Source organism: Brevibacterium sp. FME17 (assembly GCF_014897515.1).
In the GTDB taxonomy this organism is placed as follows: Bacteria; Actinomycetota; Actinomycetes; order Actinomycetales; family Brevibacteriaceae; genus Brevibacterium.
In genome coordinates this window covers 16,197-32,514 of sequence record NZ_JABUYD010000034.1, presented here as the reverse complement: position 1 = coordinate 32,514, position 16,318 = coordinate 16,197, and the positions used below count along the sequence as shown (strand labels likewise).

Here is a 16,318-nt window from a genome sequence, read left to right as displayed (position 1 = left end):
GGGTCAGTCAGGCTTTGGGTCACACCGGGATTCCCGACCTTTCCAGTATCAACGTGCAGGCGGACTGGGAGGACTACCTCGGCGAGGCCGCCGGCGAAGTGAAGATCGCGGGACTGCCGAGCGCACTCACCTATCTCATTCCAACCACACTGCAGCGTCTGCGTGAAACCAACCCGAGCATCGTCGTGACCACCACCGATGTGGACCTCGCTGAACACGAATTCGCGGGTCTGACTTCGGAGTTCGACATCGTCGTCGCCCACAGCCTGATTTCCCGACGCCCCTCCAATACAGAAGGGCTCACGGTCGAATCCTTGGCTCGGGAACGCATCGATGTGGCGATGTCCGACTCCCACCCGCTGGCCAGGCGCAGCGAACTGGCTCCAGACGACCTCGTCGATGCCCGGTGGATCGGCGTGCCAGAAGGATACCCGTTCGCCACGATCATGTCGTCGATCGAGCACGTGACCGGACGGGCACTCGAAGTCACTCAACGCATCAGGGACAACCGTCTCATTGAAGCGATCGTCGCCTCCAGCGATCACCTTGCGCTGCTGCCGCGACTCACGACTCCGCAGAACGCAGGTCTCACTCTCGTGCCTCTGACCGGAGTCACGACCACGCGCTGGGTTGTCGCGGTCATGCGCCCCGACACCGCCGAACGCGCAGCCCTCAAACGGGTGCTCGACGCCTTACGGCACATCGCCTGACACTCCGGCGCGAATCGGCTAACGCCGGGCGGCGAACCGTTTCGGCACCAGCTTCTCCAAGGGCAGGAATGCCGCCCAGCAGATGACCGTCGGCAGGAAGTGGATGCCCAGGGCGATGTAGGTCATGAGGTGGAAGAGCATGAAGAAGATGACGGCACCGTAGAGCCATTTGCCCTTGAAGAACAGCACGATCGGCGACAGGAACTCGAAGACTAACGTCGCCCACTGACCGGCGATGAGCAGGCCCGGCATTTCGAGGAACGGCTTCGACCATTCGGCACCGCGGCGCATGAGTGCCCAGATGATGACGGCACCGTTGGCCCAGTGAGTGATGTTGCCCGAGGCGATCCACTTCATAACCACCGAGTAGAAGTAGGTGAGGACGACAGCGATCTGCACGACCCGCAGTGCCCACCCCGCCTTCGCCGAGGTGGTTCCCACGTCCCGGAATCGCGCGACTCCGACCGTCGGCAAAACCACCACAGCGATGACGAGGGCCATGTGATCGTGGGCGACGTAGCCATAACCCTGGGTGTAGAACATCCACAACCCGAAGGTCAGCGCGACGATCCACCCACTCAGGCGCTGCAGAATTCCGGCGGCCGCCAGCAGCGAGAAGACGATGATCGCGGCGAGCAGGATCTGTGCGCCGACGACGCTGACCGGTGGGATGTGGAGGAACCTGGCCAGCCACAGCGGCTGGTAGAGGTCGGGAGTCCACCCGTGTGGGATGACATCGGCGGAGATGGTCAGGACATCGATGATGACGAAGAGGTAGATGAAGACGCGGAAGACCGCGACCCGGGCCAGAGGGAGCTGCGGCGTGAACCAGGCGATGACTGGGTTTCCGGCCTTCGCCTCGGCTGTGGTGGGCTTGTTCACTGCACCTCCCAAGTCGCCAGGATCTTGTGTTCGGGTTCGCCGACGCTGCGGCCGTTCTCCAACTGGGTCACGCTGCGGCAGAGGATCATCTTCTCCGGCTTCGGCTCGTCCGGATGGAGGCGTTCAAAGGAATCTGCCAGGGTCTGCAGGAGCTCGGGGTGGGTGATGACCCGGTCGAGCTGAGACTCGATGTCGCCGCGTTCGATGCCCACAGTCGCCGGGTTGAAACCGAGCCGGCGCGGTTCGTCCTCGCCGGGGAACTGCGCTTCGATGCAGGTCGAGTTCACCGTGCCGTTGAGATCTTTGGCTGTCGCGTACTGAGTCAGTGACCCGAGCGGGAAGAAGTCGTTGGTGTTGAGGAACTGCCCGCAGGTGAGGATGATGAGGGCCACAGCAGTCGCGCCGAGGCGCCACACGATCGACCAGGTCGTCATCGGCTTCGGCTTGGTGGCGGTCAGTGACTCGTCGGCAGACAGGGACTCGTCGGCAGGTTCCGAATGCGGCTTCCTGCTCGTCAGAAGTCGGTGCTTCTTCTCATCCATGCGCTGTGTGGTTCACTCTCTCGACGCCGCGGTTACGCAGACTATCGTAACCGCCACCGGGTAGTCGGAGGACTCAGGAACTGCGAGCGTAGAGATTGAGCTGCTCCCACATCGCCGCATACTTCTGGAAGGATGCGACCGCAGTTTCAGGGTCGTCGTTGCTCAGCGCGGTCACCCACGAATCGACGAGTTCCGGTGCCTCGTTGGGCCAGAGCACATCGCTCATACCGCCCAGGTCGAGTTCGAGCACGGAGTTCATATCGAAGCCGTCGACCCACTGAGCCAGAATCGATGTCTGCTCAACCATGTCGACGACCTTAGACTTGTCGGCCACGGTCTCCGCCGCCCACTCCATCCTCGCCGAGGCGGCCAGAATGTCCGTACGGATGAGGATTCTCAGCCCGGCATCGGTTTCGTTCGTAATGATCTGGTCTTCGCTGAGGGAGAAGAACAGCCACCATGACGGTGGCACGTCCCAGGCCGAGACTCGTGTGAAGACCCGAGTGTCCTTTGCGTCCTGGAGCCACTCGGCTCGACGGCTGGCCGCACGCCTGCGCGCCGACTTCGGAGCGATGATGTCCAGCGTCGCCTTCGAGGTGTGTTCGCTCAGCGCTTCAAGTGCTTCCCACCCGCGAATGTCCTCTTGAGCGGGGCAGTAACGATCGACTCCGTCCGAAGTCTGAGACGCAGGAAGGAAGATCGGGGTATTGCGAAACGATTCGGCCACAGGGCTCGGCGGCAGTGAGATCAAGCGCTGATCGGCATCATCGGAGACCTGCTCCTCGACCCGAGCACGGTTGTCTTCTACCTGCTCGTCTTGCAATGCGGAATGAACCACGGTGGGCTCGAAGATCCGCAGAGTGACAACATAATCGCGACTGTAGGACATGGGTTCACCCTATCCAAGGTCGGGCCGCAAAATGGAACTTCCCACTGCGAACAGGTAGGATTTAAGCGCATAGCAGAGATCTAGTCCGGGGCGCTTCGCCCCAAATGACGACGGAGGGGGTCACGCCAGTGGGTCGCGGCCGCGCAAAGGCAAAACAGATCAAGGTTGCCCGGAAGCTGAAATATTACAGCCCGGACACCGACCTGAATAGACTCCAGCAGGAACTGGGTTCCGAGTCGCAGGCGTCCGGTTCGTCAGATCCGTACGACAACGAGCCGGACTATTCGGATTACGCCGACAAGTACAACGTCGACGATGACGACGAAGAAGACGACTATACACAGCGCGAATCTTGACCGATCAGCACTGATGTGACCGACGCTCAGATACACAGAGCATCGGATTCGCGCAAGTGAGAAGGCGGAGGCTACGGCCTCCGCCTTCTGCGTTGTCTGATGGCAGGTGCGTTGACTCAAGGCAGGTGGTCGCCCTACAGGCAGTGGCATCTCATATCCGTGGCTCCAGCGTGCTGCCGCACCCTCAGATGGCCCTGCCCACCCGCAGGTAAGACCGCCTACTCTCAGCGGAGGATTGCGGCTCCGCCGTCGACGCCTTTGGCGCCCTGGACGTAGTCGAGTTCCGAGGCCAGTGAACCGTCGTCGACGCTGACCTCGCCGAGCATCCATGAGCCGGGGCTGGCGGCGAGCACGCTGTCGACGGAGTCTGCGGAGGTCACGAGGACCATTCCGACGCCGAGGTTCCAGGTCCGCTCCCGGTCATCCTGCGGCACTCCGCCAAGATCGCCGAGAGTCGAGAAGACCGGAGGGATCTCCCAGGAGGCACGCGACATCTTGGCCACGAGGCCCTTGGGCAGCACGCGGGCCACGTTCGCAGACAGTCCCCCGCCGGTGACATGCGAGACCGCATGCACAGCGTCGGGCAGAGCCGAGAACAAGGCGTTGAGTTCACCGGTGTAGACGTGTGTGGGAACGAGGAGCTCCTCGCCCAGGGTGCGGCCGAATTCCGGCACGTTGCGATCCAGGCTCCAGCCCGCCTCGGCGATGATGTGCCTGACCAGGGAGTAGCCGTTGGAATGGATGCCGGACGACGGCAACCCGATGAGCACATCCCCGGCGGTGACCTTCTCAGGTCCCAGCAGTTTGGATGACTCAACGACACCGGTGGCGGCACCGGCGACATCGTAGTCGTCAACTCCGAGCAGGCCCGGGTGCTCAGCGGTCTCTCCGCCGACCAGTGCAACATCGGCGCCAGCACATGCCTCGGCGATGCCGCGGACGATGTCGGCGATGCGTTCGGCCACGACCTTGCCGCAGGCGATGTAGTCGGTCATGAACAGAGGCTTGGCACCGCACACGATGATGTCATCGACGACCATGCCCACCAGGTCGTATCCGATGGTGTCGTGCTTATCGAGAGCCTGCGCGATCGCGACCTTCGTACCCACACCATCGGTCGACGAGGCCAACAACGGGCGCTCGAAGTTCTTGAGTACAGAGACGTCGAAGAGTCCGGCGAAACCGCCCACCTCTCCGACGACATTCGCATTGTGAGTCGCTGCAACCGCGGACTTCATCAGTTCGACGGCGCGGTCACCGGCCTCGACATCGACGCCGGCAGCGGCATAGGTGGTGGACTTTGCTGGATCGGTGCTCAACTCAACATCCTTTTTCTGCGGGGGTGTTGTTGACAGGAATCGGGTACTCGCCCGAGAAGCAGGCGGTGCACAGTTGGCTGCGCTTCTGCTGGGTGGCTTCGACCATCCCATCGAGAGAGATGTATCCCAGGGAATCGGCGCCGAGGTTGTCACGGATCTCGTCCATGTTCAGACCGTTGGCGATGAGTTCGGCCCGGGTTGCGAAGTCGATGCCGTAGAAGCAGGGCCACTTGACCGGTGGTGAGGAGATGCGCACATGGATCTCCTTCGCTCCGGCTTCACGGAGCATCCGGACAAGGGCACGCTGGGTGTTGCCGCGCACGATCGAATCGTCGACGACGACGAGGCGTTTGCCCTCGATGTTCTCACGCAGCGGATTGAGTTTGAGGCGGATGCCGCGCTGTCGCAGCGTGTCCGAGGGCTGGATGAATGTGCGCCCGACATAGGCGTTCTTCATCAGCCCCTGGCCGAAGGGGATGCCTGACTGTTCGGCATAGCCGACGGCCGCTGGTGTCCCTGATTCCGGCGTGGCGATGACGAGATCGGCATCGACGGGGAACTCGTCGGCCAGCTGGCGGCCCATCTGAGTCCTGGCCGAATGCACGGTCTTGCCGTTGAGTACGCTGTCGGGACGGGCCAGATAGACGTACTCGAAAACGCAGCGGGCCTGGTCCTGTTCGGCGAACCGGAAGGAACGCAGTCCGTCTTCGTCGATGGCAATGAGTTCGCCCGGTTCGACATCACGCACGAAGGAGGCGCCGACGATGTCGAGAGCCGAAGTCTCGGAGGCCACGACCCAGCCGTTCTCCATGCGTCCCAACGACAGGGGCCTGACTCCGTGGCGATCACGTGCCGCGTAGAGGGTGTTCTCGTCCATAAAGGCCAAAGAGAACGCGCCTTCGACCTTGGGCAGGAGGTTGAGCGCAGCCTCGGTGAGGTTCTCGCCCTCTTCGGTGGCGAAGAGTTCTGTGACCAGGGAGGTGTCATTGGAGGAGTCGCGGAAGGGGCGAGTCCGGCTGACCTTCTTCGTGGCGTCCTTGACGACCTTGTTCGCGTCGTCGCGACGGCCATCGGCCAGGGCCTCGAGCTCATCGAAGTTCGTCAGGTTGCCGTTGTGCGCCAAGGCGATGGTGCCGAACGGGGTGGGCCCGAGCGTGGGCTGTGCGTTCTCGAACGAGGGGGAACCCGTCGTCGAATAGCGCGTATGTCCGAGTGCGATGTGGCCTTGCAGAAGTTCAAGATCGCGTTCATGGAAGACCTGTGAGACCAGGCCCATGTCGCGGTAGATCAGGATCTGTTTGCCATTGCTGGCAGCGATGCCTGCGGACTCCTGCCCACGGTGCTGCAGAGCGTATAGCCCGAAGTAGGTGAGTTTGGCGATTTCCTCGCCTGGCGCCCAGACTCCGAATACTCCACAAGCATCCTGAGGTCCGCGGTCCAGGGGGTCAATTTCGTGCGTTAGTTGCCCGTCTCCTCTTGCCACGTGAAAGATTGTCTCACATCGACGGACCCCACTTCACAGGGAGTTCAGACTCCGGTACTCGAAGACCCGTCGCGGGGCCCGTCGGACGACCCGCTGCAGGGCTCGTCATCGGCACTGGCATCCGCCTCGGCGACGGGCTCAGATGGTGTGTGTGAGCCCGCATCGGGATCTTCTCCGTTGGCTTCGGCAATACGCCGACGCGCGATCTCCTTCGGATCGTCGACGACGTCGATCTCTGCACCGACGCGGTACTTGCGGGCCTTCCTCCGACCCATCCAGTCGAGGATCACGGCCAGAAGTCCACCGAGGAACAAGCCGCCGACGGCAAGGATGAGAAGCAGAAGCCCTGCCCCCTTGCCCACGGTGTAGCCGGCGGGCATCGCTGTGGGATCGACGAAGAGGGTGAGCACGCCCGCGACGAGAGCGCCGAGAATCGCGCCGAGTCCCATGAATACTGAGTACTTGGGGCTGCGACGAACGGCGACGTCGATCTGATCCTTCATGGTCTCCTCGGGCAAGGGTGTCGGTGGCGGGTCAGTGGCACCCGCATTTCAAGTCGCGGACAGTCTAGTCGAGAACTCTTCCACTGACTCCCAGGCAGTTGTGCGACCCATCCCATAAGGTGGAGACAGACACAGCAGTGGTTTTCACATAGGGGTGGACATGTCTCATACGATCATCGTCGGAGTCGACGGCTCAGCCAACAGTCAATGCGCGCTGCAGTGGGCGATCAAACATGCGCAGCTGACCGCTTCGGAGATTCGACTCGTGGCGGCCTACACCGTCCCCGGCGTGAATATGAGCCAAGCGGACATCGTCTACCCGGCCGATTTCGACATCACGATCAAAAGGTCGGTGCAGCAGCTCGTCGACGACAACGCACGAACCGTCACCGACGCCTCGGTGCCGGTGTCGACAGTGGTCTTCCCCGGGGATGCCTCGGGTGCGCTGGTCGAGAACTCGAAGAACGCCGATCTCGCCGTCATCGGCGCCCGCGGTCGCGGAGGTTTCGCCGGCCGCCTGCTCGGGTCGGTGGCGTTGGCGATGCCCGCGCACGCACTCTGCCCCACTGTGGTCATCCCCAGCACTTGGCCGGAGCGCCCGCTGCCCGAGAGGCCCCTGCCCATCGACCTGCCCGTACGCTCCTCCGACGCACGGACGGCCACCACCGAGTCCAGAGACCGCCGTCCCGATTTCACCGGTGAAGTCGTCGCCGCGATCGATCCGTTCGAGACCGATGGTCCGGTCCTGCGTGAGGCTGCGCAGCAGGCGCGGATCTATGGTCTGCCCCTGCACCTGGTCGGCATCACCGCCGCTCACGTGCTCTCCCCGGAGTGGATGCCCAGCGAAACGCACCTGGAGAAGATGTACGACGAAGCCGTGACCTCGCGGGAAGATGCGGTCGAGTCGCTGCGGGAGGAGTTCCCCGAAATCGAGGTTCGCTGGTCGATCTTCGATGCCCCCGCCACCGAGGTGCTCATCAGTGCCACCTACACCGCCGAACTCATCATCATGGGTTCGCGTGGTCGCGGTGGTTTCGTGTCGACGATCCTCGGTTCGACGTCCCAAGCCGTGCTCTCCCACGCGGTGTGCCCCATCCGAGTGGTGCGTGTACTCCGCCGAAAGGCAGCGAAGAAGCGCTGAGGTTGGCGCACTGCGGCGGCGTGGACGGGGCCGTCAGCCCAGAGCGATGAGGCTGATCCCGGCGACGACGACCACCGCGCCGGTCAGCTTCATGGCGATGTTCTTCTCCCCGAAGAACCACCAGGCCAACAGCGTGCCGACGATGATCGAGGTCTCCCGCACCGGAGCCACCAGGGACACCGGCGCCTGCTGCATGGCGAAGAGGACGAGCAGGTAGGCCAACGGGGACAGGATGGCGACAGTGATCAGGGCTCGCTTGTGCCCGGACAGGATCGATGCGACGTCCGCCCTGCGTCCCGCACCGCCTGGGAGCGCCACGATGCCCAGGGCCATGATGACCGCGACGCAGGCCTCGGACACAGCGAAGTAGAGCAACGGTGAGTCGGTGATGTGGTTGACGGCGAAGTCATCCCACAGTGTGTACGAGGCGATGAAGCATCCGATCAACCCACCCCAGGCCAAGCCGCGTCCGATGCCGTAGCTGTGAGAGCCATGGTGGCCGCCGCCGAGGCTGCTCTTCGAAGCCCCGATGCCTGCGCCTCGCGGTCGCACCGTCACCACCGCGATGCCAGCGAGGACGACGAAGGCGCCGATGGTTTCAGGAGGCGTCGGCCGCTCGCCCAGGAACAGCACGGCGATGATGATCGTGATGATCGGCCCGACCCCGCGCGCCGTGGGATAGACGACGCCCAAGGGCGCATGGTCATAGCCGGACTGCAGAGACACCGAGTAGGCGATGTGGAAGACCGCACTGAGCACCGCGGCGGCCGCAATGCCCAGATTGATCTGATCGGTGCCCGAAACGAGCAGCCAGATCGCAATCGGTGCCAGCAGGATCGCAGACAGTCCGTGATAGGCCAGTACGAAAGCGTAGCCTTTGCCGGAGACGGACTTCGCTGCGATGTTCCACAGGGCATGGGCGACCGAGGCGACCAGCACCAGTCCCAGGACCGCAGGAGTCATCGACGACCACAACTGCGCACGAGGCTCCGCACGGACGATATCGTCCCGACCCGGGGTACTGCACCGACCTCAGGCACTGCCCTGACCTCGGGTGCTGCCATGCTCACAGCTTCACGACGACGGTCTTTGTCTGCGTGTACTCGTCGAAGGCTTCGATGGACTTCTCACGGCCATACCCGGACTTCTTGAACCCGCCGAAGGGCAGCTCCACTCCCCCGCCGGCACCGTAGGTGTTGACGAAGATCTGCCCGGCCTCCACCTCGGCGGCAACCCGATGCGCACGTGAGATGTTCTGCGTCCACAGCGCCGAGACCAGACCGTAGTCGGTGCCGTTGGCCAGGGAGATCGCCTCTTCCTCGTCGCCGAAGGCCATGGCCGCGACGACGGGACCGAAGACCTCCTCCTGCGCGATCCTCGAACCTGGGGAGACATTGTCCACGAGGGTCGGGGTGATGAAGGCGCCCCCGGTGAGGTCGGCGGCGAGGCCTTCGGGGCGGGTGCCGCCGGTGATGATCTGGGCGCTGCCGATATCGGAGAGGAACGATTCGACGCGGGCCTGCTGCTTTGTCGAGATCAGAGGTCCGAGCATGGGATCGTCACTGCCGTAGCCGATGGTCACCTTCTCCATCGCGGCCGCCATCTTCTCCACCACCTCGGCGTGGATGTCCTGGGCGACGATGAGCCGGGAACCGGCCGAGCAGGTCTGGCCGGCGTTCTGGATGATCGAGCGGACCAGGGACGGGATGGCGGCATCGACATCGGCGTCGGAGAAGACGATGTTCGCGGACTTCCCACCCAGTTCGAGCACCGTCGGGATCACCCGATCGGCGGCAGCATGGGCGATCTGCGAACCGGTCTGGGTCGAGCCGACGAAGCCGAGGTGAGCGATGCCGGGGTGGGCTGCCAGCGCCGCACCCGCCTCGGAGCCCAGGCCTGTGACCACGTTGAACGCACCGGCGGGGAAACCCACGGAATGGATGAGTTCGGCCAGGCGGACCGTGGAGCGCGGGGTCTCGTCGGCAGGTTTCGCCACGGCACAGTTGCCTGTGGCCAATGATGTTGCGGCAGCACGGCCGATGAGCTGGAGCGGGTAGTTCCAGGCCACGATGTGCCCGGTCAAGCCGTAGGGTTCGCGGCGAGTGTAGACGTGCATGTCCTCGGACATGGGGATCGAGTGCCCGTAGTAGGACTCGATGGTGTGACCGTAGAACTCGAAGTAGCGGGCGCAGACATCGACGTCGGCATAGGCCTGAGTCAGGGGTTTGCCGGTGTCCTCCGATTCGAGGGCCGCCATCTCATCACGGTTGGCTCGGATCACCTCGGCCGTGGTGACCAGCAGCTTCGAGCGCTGCTCTGTGCTCGAACGCTTCCACTCCCGCTGTGCCCGGGCCGCGGCCTTGACCGCACGGTCGACCTCGTCGGCTCCGCCCCGGGAGACATCGCCGAGGTGCTCGCCGGTGGCCGGGTCGACGTTGGCGTAGGTGGTCAGTGAGGGGACGTGGCGTCCGCCGATGAATGAGGTGGTCTGGGTGATCTGGGCGTTCATCGCCGGCCTTCCAATTCTGCTGCTGTGTACAGAGGGACGAAGTCGGAGATGTCCGCCCGGGTGCCCGATGCGTCGACCGTCCCCTCGGCGAGCGCTGCGGAGAATTCTGTCTTGCCGGTCACGATGTCCAACCACACCTGCGCCGAGGTTTCAACGACGTTGGGCGGTGTGCCGCGGGTGTGCCGGGGACCGGGAATGCACTGGGTGACTCCGAACGGAGGGACACGCACCTCAACACTGTTGCCCTCGGCCCGCGATGCCAGCTCCTCGAGCGTGAACCTCACCGCGGTGGCCAGGGTCGACCTGTCCGCCGGTGCCGCATCGGCGTCCGAATGCGCCACCCACATCTCTAGGGCGTTGCGACCCTCGTCGGGGTCGATCCTTCTGCGAATCGCCATCAGTGACTCTCCCTCTTACCTGATCTTCGCTACATCTTCACCCACGACGACGCGACCGACAACCGCCGTCCGCCCCTCGGAATCGACGCCGCCGGTGACCGGGTCTGTGATCGCCGCAATGACTTCGTCGAGGAGTTCATCGCTGACATCGGCCAGCGCCCCGGCCTTGCGCAGCAGGATCAGGGCCACGAGCCCGGTCGCCCGAGAAGACCCGTCGAGGCATTTCAGCGCCACCGAGTACCCGGATTTCGTGGCCATGACGATGACGCCTTCGGCCCCGCCCTTGGCGAAGATGCCAAGGCGGTCGATGACGGTGGTGTTCGGTCTGCCGTGGCCTTCGATCGCCCAGGGTTCGGCGAAGACGGCCTGCATGAGGGTGCGGGCCTCGGGAGCATAGGAGGTGAAGTCCTCCGTCGCCGAGGCGGTCGCCGGATTCTCGTGTGCGCTGCCCAACTGCACCACACAGCCAATCGCCCGCGCCAGTCCCACCAGGCTCAGCGCGAACACCGGGGCACCGCAGCCGTCTGTGCCCACGGCGGCCGGGGGCTCGCCGGCGAAGGTCTCGACCACCTCGGCGACCTTGGCCTGCACCGGATGGGTGGGGTCGAGGTAGCCTCCGGTATCGGCGCCGATGGCCGTGGCGGCCATGAGGAAGGCCGCATGCTTACCGGAGCAGTTGAAGTACAGGGCCGACTTCGGGTCGCCGGCACCTGTCTCCTGCAGACTCCGGCGGAAGGCTCCATCGGCGGGGTGCGCGGACGGGCACTGCAGGTCAGCCGGGCTCAGACCCACGGATCCGAGCATCCCGGCAACCGCCTCAGCATGGCCGGCCTCGCATTTGTGGGACGCGGTCGACAGGGCTGCCCACGTGCCGCTGACATTCGCACCGAGCTTCATTGCGGCGATGGCTTGGAGGGGCTTGAGGCTCGACCGGGTGAACACGGGTACCTCGGGCACACCCAGGCTGATCAGGGGTGATCCGCTCGGATCGAGGACAACGGCGGAACCGATATGGCGGGATTCTTCGAATCCGCTGCGAATGACTGTGGCCAATTCGACAGCCTCGGCGGAAGTGAAAGTGGAAGGAGTCACGCACCCAAGCCTACGACCTTATAGGCTGGAGGGGTGAAGGTTCTTGTCATCGGTTCGGGCTCCCGCGAACACGCCCTCGTCCTTGCTCTCAGTCGCGACCCCCAGGTCGACGCCGTCATCGCTGCACCCGGCAACCCGGGAATCGCAGCGATCGCGCACACCGAAGCCGTCGATATGAACGACGCCGTGGCAGTCACTGCACTGGCGGAGACGCTCGACGTCGACCTCGTGGTCATCGGCCCCGAGGCACCGTTGGTCGCCGGGGTCGCCGACGCCCTGCGTGAGTCCTCGTTCCCGGTCTTCGGCCCCAGCGCTGAGGCCGCGGTCCTCGAAGGATCGAAGGCGTTTGCGAAGGAGATCATGGAGTCTGCGAACGTGCCCACCGCACGTGCCGTGGTCGCCTACACCACCGACGAGGCAGCGGCGGCCCTCGACGATTTCGGTGCCCCCTACGTGGTCAAGGCCGATGGCCTGGCAGCAGGCAAGGGCGTCGTCGTGACCTCGGATCGCACCGAGGCCCTGACCCACGCCACCTCCTGCCTCCAGGTCTCAGACCGAGTCGTCATCGAGGACTATCTCGACGGCCCCGAGGTCTCACTCTTCGTCCTCTGCGACGGCCAGCACACGCTGCCATTGGCTCCCGCTCAGGACTTCAAACGCATCGGCGATGGCGACACCGGACCCAACACCGGCGGCATGGGCGCCTATTCGCCGCTGCCCTGGATCCCGGCCGGCACAGTCGATGACATCGTCAACACCGTCGCCCAGCCGGTCGTCGATGAGATGACCCGTCGCGGCACCCCGTTCACCGGTCTCCTCTACTGCGGACTCGCCCTGACCTCGAAGGGCATGCGAGTCGTTGAGTTCAACGTCCGCTTCGGCGATCCCGAAACTCAGTCCGTGCTCTCCCGCCTACGCAGCCCACTGGGTCAGACCATGCTCGCCGCCGCCGAAGGTCGCCTCGACGAAGTCGGGGAACTCGAATGGGATCCGCGCACCTCGGTGACCGTGGTCATGGCCGCCGAGAACTACCCGAATACTCCGCGCACCGGCGACATCATCCGCGGCCTCAACACCGCCGACGGGCTCGAGGACGTCCACATCCTCCACGCCGGAACAGCACGTGCCACGGACACCGGAGCCGGGTTCGCCCCGGAGGACACCGTCATCTCCGAGGACGTCGCCGAGACCGGTGACATCGTCACCGCCGGTGGACGCGTGCTCTCCGTCGTCTCCTTGGGCAACGACCTCAACGAGGCCAGGTCGAAGGCCTATGCCGCCGTGGACGAGGTCAAATGGGACGGCGAACAGCACCGCACCGACATCGCCGAGGTGGCCGCCCGTGGGCAGATCACCGTGGCCGATATCTACCCAGCCCCCGAAGAAGCGGTGGCGGTTGCGGGGCTCAACTCCACAGCGCCCGAACTTCCGGGCTGGACGCACATCTACTCAGGCAAGGTCCGTGACCTCTACATTCCCGACACGGCCACCGACGCCGCGTCTGCCGAGCAGCTGCTCATGGTCGCCTCGGATCGCATCTCCGCCTATGACTGGGTCCTCGACTCCGAGATCCCCGACAAGGGCAAGGTGCTGACGGGCTTGAGCCTGTGGTGGTTCGACCAGCTCTCCGAGATCATCGGCAACCATGTCATCAGCTCTAACGTCCCCGAGGCTGTGGCCGGTCGTGGTCTCATCGTCAAGAACCTGTCGATGCTGCCCATCGAGTGCGTGGCCCGCGGCTACCTCACCGGCTCCGGCATGGCCGACTACAAGGCCACGGGCTCCGTGTGCGGAATCCAGTTGCCGGCAGGCCTCATCGAAGCCGACCGTCTGGAACCCGCGATCTTCACGCCCGCGACCAAGGCGGAACTCGGTGATCACGATGAGAACGTCAGCTTCGCCCAGATCACGGAGACCATCGGCACCGAGGCGGCCGAGAAGGCCCGCGACCTGACGATCGAGATCTACCAGCGCGCCGAGGCGATCGCCCGTGAACGCGGCATCATCCTGGCCGACACGAAGTTCGAGTTCGGGACTCTGCCCGATGGGACGATGGTCCTCGGCGACGAAGTGCTCACCCCGGACTCGTCACGCTTCTGGGACGCCGAGAGCTACGAGGCAGGCAAGGCGCAGGCGAGCTTCGACAAACAGTTCGTCCGCGACTGGCTGACCGGAGAGTCCGGCTGGAACAAGTCCTCGGACACTCCTCCGCCGGCACTGCCCGCCGAGGTGGTCGAGAAGACTCGCGCCCGCTACATCGAAGCATTCGAGAAGCTCACCGGCCAGAATTTCCCCGGCTGACCTCGCCGAGAACGCCCGCTTAGGAGGCGCTGCGGAGCCGCGGCTCGGCAGTTTCACCCCGACAACGCCGGAGCGTCGAGACACCTACGCACGCATAGGTGGCTCGACGCTCCGGCGTAGTTTCGACGCTCCGGCGTAGTTTCGACGCTCCGGCGTAGTTTCGACGCTCCGGCGTAGTTTCGACGCTCCGGCGTAGTTTCGACGCTCCGGCGTAGTTTCGACGCTCCGGCGTAGTTTCGACGCTCCGGCGTTGTTTCGACGCTCCGGCGTAGTTTCGGCAGTGACCGCGCCGCAGTGACGCCGCCCGCAGGCTGGGGCACTTCCGCTTCACGGGCACAGGAACCAGTAGCCGATAACCACGAAATGCGCAACGAATGACACCGATTCAGCAATTGCTGGCGGACACCGTGAGAGTTTTCCTGTGAGTATTGGTCTCACGCAACGAAATCGGTGGAAACTGCCGATCAGTTCCGCTAGGGTGAACGCGATGGTGACCGGAGACACACCTGCGGTCACGCGAACCACACATTGACGTGCAACTCGGTTGGAAGTGAAGACATGCATTATTGGAACGGCAGCTATCACCAAGGCAGCGGCGATACCTTCACCCTCGTCAGCCCCGCCACCGGTGAGACGACCGGAGAGTACACGCTCGCGAACCCCGCCGATGTCAACGCAGCAGTCGCCTCGGCGAAGGCCGCCTATCCAGCTTTCAAGGCCTTGACTCCCGGCGAGCGCGCCGAGCTCATGCTCGGTTTGGCAGCACAGCTCGAGGCGCGTGCCGATGAGCTTGCCGAACTCGAATCGATCCAGACCGGAAAATCCATCCGCCTGGCCAAGGAATTCGATGTGCCCGGCTCGATCGACAACGCAAAGTTCTTCGCCGGTGCCGCCCGGCAGCTCACCGGCCTGGCAGCCGGCACCTACTGGGAGAAATCGACGTCGATGACCCGGCGCGACCCCCTCGGAGTCGTCGGCTCGATCGCCCCCTGGAACTACCCGCTGCAGATGGCCGCGTGGAAGATCTTCCCCGCCGTCGCGGCAGGCAACACGATCGTGCTCAAGACCTCGGAGATGACCCCCGGGACCTCCCTCATCCTCGCCGAGGCGGCCACCGCAGCCGGCTTCGCCCCTGGAGTCATCAACGTCATCGCCGGCGACGGGCGCGAAGCCGGGGAAGCGCTCATCACTCACCCCGACGTCGTCATGTCCTCGTTCACCGGGTCGACGAAGGTGGGACGTCACATCATGGAACTCGCCGCGGCCAAGGGTTCCCGAGTCCATCTTGAGCTCGGCGGCAAGGCCCCGTTCGTCGTCTTCGATGACGCCGATATCGAGGCTGCAGCTCGCGGTGCCGTGGCCGGGTCGCTCATCAACTCCGGCCAAGACTGCACCGCGGCCACCCGGGCCATCGTCGCCCGCGAGCACTTCGAGACCTTCACTGCTCGGGTCACCGAGCTCATGGACGGCGTCCGTGTCGGCAACCCGTCCGATTCCGCCACAGACATGGGATCCCTCATCTCTCTGACCCACCGCTCACGGGTCGCAGGAATGGTCGATCGCGCCCGCGAAGCCGGCGCCACCATACACTGCGGCGGGCAGGTACCGACGCACAACCACCTCGGCGAGGCTCTGCCCGGGAACACCGAGTCGACGGCGTACTACGCACCGACTCTCATCAGCGGAATCGACACCGACGCCGAGGTGTGGCGTGATGAGATCTTCGGCCCGGTCCTCGTCGCGATCGCCTTCGACACCGATGATGAGGCCATCGAACTGGCCAATGACACCCCCTACGGGTTGGCGGCGAGCGCCTGGACGACGACCACGAATCGCACGATGCGCGCCGCGGCTGACATCGAAGCCGGGTGTGTGTGGATCAACGAGCACATCCCGATCGTCTCCGACATGCCCCACGGCGGGTACAAGGCTTCCGGGTTCGGCAAGGACATGAGCCAGTACTCGTTCGACGAATACACACAGGTCAAGCACGTGTTCATCGATCACCACGAGGACCCGCACCACGAATGGCAGGACACCATCTTCACGTCCTGACGTTCTGCCGGGGACCGCCGAGTCACGAGCTCGGGCACGAACCGGTAACAGCTGGCCAGCAGCTCTGTGAGCCACCGTGCCAGTGCACATACAATGACATCCTGCGAAGCGTGTACGGCGCGCCTCGCCTCACCTTCG

General features: G+C 64.3%; 15 protein-coding genes. 5 read left to right on the top strand and 10 right to left on the bottom strand.

Features of this window, described 5'->3' with window-relative positions; genetic code table 11:
* On the top strand, positions 1 to 710 hold a 710-nt coding region (locus INT40_RS19350), incomplete at its 5' end, for a LysR substrate-binding domain-containing protein (RefSeq protein WP_413463562.1).
* A gap of 18 nt (positions 711 to 728) precedes the next feature.
* Here INT40_RS19350 and INT40_RS19345 read toward each other — a convergent pair.
* The 3 genes from INT40_RS19345 to INT40_RS19335 all read right to left on the bottom strand — a co-directional run bounded on the left by INT40_RS19345 (position 729) and on the right by INT40_RS19335 (position 3,023).
* Positions 729 to 1,592 (bottom strand): hypothetical protein, encoded by an 864-nt coding sequence (locus INT40_RS19345; RefSeq protein WP_101571789.1) that lies wholly within the window; start codon positions 1,590 to 1,592, stop codon positions 729 to 731.
* The gene (locus INT40_RS19340) at positions 1,589 to 2,134 is read right to left on the bottom strand and encodes a hypothetical protein (RefSeq protein ID WP_193071698.1); all 546 of its coding nucleotides are present in this window, start codon (positions 2,132 to 2,134) and stop codon (positions 1,589 to 1,591) included. Before INT40_RS19340 ends, INT40_RS19345 begins: the two co-directional genes overlap by 4 nt.
* Positions 2,135 to 2,207: 73 nt before the next feature.
* Entirely contained in the window at positions 2,208 to 3,023 is an 816-nt protein-coding gene (locus INT40_RS19335) for a hypothetical protein (protein ID WP_101571785.1), read from the bottom strand.
* A 128-nt stretch (positions 3,024 to 3,151) separates the two neighbouring features.
* Here INT40_RS19335 and INT40_RS19330 point away from each other — a divergent pair, with 128 nt between their 5' ends.
* Complete coding sequence (locus INT40_RS19330) at positions 3,152 to 3,379, top strand: DUF3073 domain-containing protein (RefSeq protein WP_009881540.1); 228 nt, start codon at positions 3,152 to 3,154, stop codon at positions 3,377 to 3,379.
* 224 nt (positions 3,380 to 3,603) lie between these two features.
* On the opposite strand, the gene purM is transcribed toward INT40_RS19330, so the two are convergent.
* Genes purM through INT40_RS19315 form a run of 3 tightly spaced genes read right to left on the bottom strand, consistent with a single transcriptional unit; the run spans position 3,604 to position 6,684 of the window.
* On the bottom strand, positions 3,604 to 4,698 hold the full coding sequence (purM, locus tag INT40_RS19325) for a phosphoribosylformylglycinamidine cyclo-ligase (RefSeq protein WP_193071699.1): 1,095 nt from the start codon (positions 4,696 to 4,698) through the stop codon (positions 3,604 to 3,606).
* Position 4,699: 1 nt separating this feature from the next.
* On the bottom strand, positions 4,700 to 6,181 hold the full coding sequence (purF, locus tag INT40_RS19320; RefSeq protein ID WP_101571781.1) for an amidophosphoribosyltransferase: 1,482 nt from the start codon (positions 6,179 to 6,181) through the stop codon (positions 4,700 to 4,702).
* Between the two features lie 44 nt (positions 6,182 to 6,225).
* On the bottom strand, positions 6,226 to 6,684 hold the full coding sequence (locus INT40_RS19315) for a hypothetical protein (protein WP_193096772.1): 459 nt from the start codon (positions 6,682 to 6,684) through the stop codon (positions 6,226 to 6,228).
* Between the two features lie 160 nt (positions 6,685 to 6,844).
* On the opposite strand from INT40_RS19315, the gene INT40_RS19310 reads away from it, so the two are divergent.
* Complete coding sequence (locus INT40_RS19310) at positions 6,845 to 7,825, top strand: universal stress protein (RefSeq protein WP_193096771.1); 981 nt, start codon at positions 6,845 to 6,847, stop codon at positions 7,823 to 7,825.
* Positions 7,826 to 7,858: 33 nt separating this feature from the next.
* Here the strand turns inward: INT40_RS19310 and INT40_RS19305 are convergent, their stop codons facing one another.
* From INT40_RS19305 to INT40_RS19290, 4 genes are all read right to left on the bottom strand, one after another.
* On the bottom strand, positions 7,859 to 8,788 hold the full coding sequence (locus INT40_RS19305; protein ID WP_193071702.1) for a DMT family transporter: 930 nt from the start codon (positions 8,786 to 8,788) through the stop codon (positions 7,859 to 7,861).
* A gap of 103 nt (positions 8,789 to 8,891) precedes the next feature.
* Positions 8,892 to 10,334 carry an aldehyde dehydrogenase family protein gene (locus tag INT40_RS19300; RefSeq protein WP_193071703.1) on the bottom strand — a complete coding sequence of 481 codons (1,443 nt, stop codon included), beginning with the start codon at positions 10,332 to 10,334 and terminating at the stop codon, positions 8,892 to 8,894.
* Entirely contained in the window at positions 10,331 to 10,732 is a 402-nt protein-coding gene (locus tag INT40_RS19295; RefSeq protein WP_101571774.1) for a sterol carrier family protein, read from the bottom strand. The genes INT40_RS19300 and INT40_RS19295 overlap by 4 nt, the downstream gene beginning before the upstream one ends.
* Positions 10,733 to 10,747: 15 nt before the next feature.
* Complete coding sequence (locus tag INT40_RS19290; protein WP_193071704.1) at positions 10,748 to 11,824, bottom strand: asparaginase; 1,077 nt, start codon at positions 11,822 to 11,824, stop codon at positions 10,748 to 10,750.
* 33 nt (positions 11,825 to 11,857) lie between these two features.
* Here INT40_RS19290 and purD point away from each other — a divergent pair, with 33 nt between their 5' ends.
* Entirely contained in the window at positions 11,858 to 14,125 is a 2,268-nt protein-coding gene (gene purD, locus INT40_RS19285; protein WP_193071705.1) for a phosphoribosylamine--glycine ligase, read from the top strand.
* A 558-nt stretch (positions 14,126 to 14,683) separates the two neighbouring features.
* Positions 14,684 to 16,180 (top strand): aminobutyraldehyde dehydrogenase, encoded by a 1,497-nt coding sequence (locus tag INT40_RS19280; RefSeq protein ID WP_193071706.1) that lies wholly within the window; start codon positions 14,684 to 14,686, stop codon positions 16,178 to 16,180.
* The last annotated feature ends 138 nt before the right edge of the window (positions 16,181 to 16,318 follow it).

Bases quoted from the DNA above. Each gene is read 5' to 3' on its own strand.
- INT40_RS19340 (WP_193071698.1), bottom strand. From the start codon at position 2,134: ATGGATGAGAAGAAGCACCGACTTCTGACGAGCAGGAAGCCGCATTCG.
- INT40_RS19335 (WP_101571785.1), bottom strand. From the start codon at position 3,023: ATGTCCTACAGTCGCGATTATGTTGTCACTCTGCGGATCTTCGAGCCC.
- INT40_RS19315 (WP_193096772.1), bottom strand. From the start codon at position 6,684: ATGAAGGATCAGATCGACGTCGCCGTTCGTCGCAGCCCCAAGTACTCA.
- INT40_RS19310 (WP_193096771.1), top strand. From the start codon at position 6,845: ATGTCTCATACGATCATCGTCGGAGTCGACGGCTCAGCCAACAGTCAA.
- INT40_RS19305 (WP_193071702.1), bottom strand. From the start codon at position 8,788: ATGACTCCTGCGGTCCTGGGACTGGTGCTGGTCGCCTCGGTCGCCCAT.
- INT40_RS19300 (WP_193071703.1), bottom strand. From the start codon at position 10,334: ATGAACGCCCAGATCACCCAGACCACCTCATTCATCGGCGGACGCCAC.
- INT40_RS19295 (WP_101571774.1), bottom strand. From the start codon at position 10,732: ATGGCGATTCGCAGAAGGATCGACCCCGACGAGGGTCGCAACGCCCTA.
- INT40_RS19280 (WP_193071706.1), top strand. From the start codon at position 14,684: ATGCATTATTGGAACGGCAGCTATCACCAAGGCAGCGGCGATACCTTC.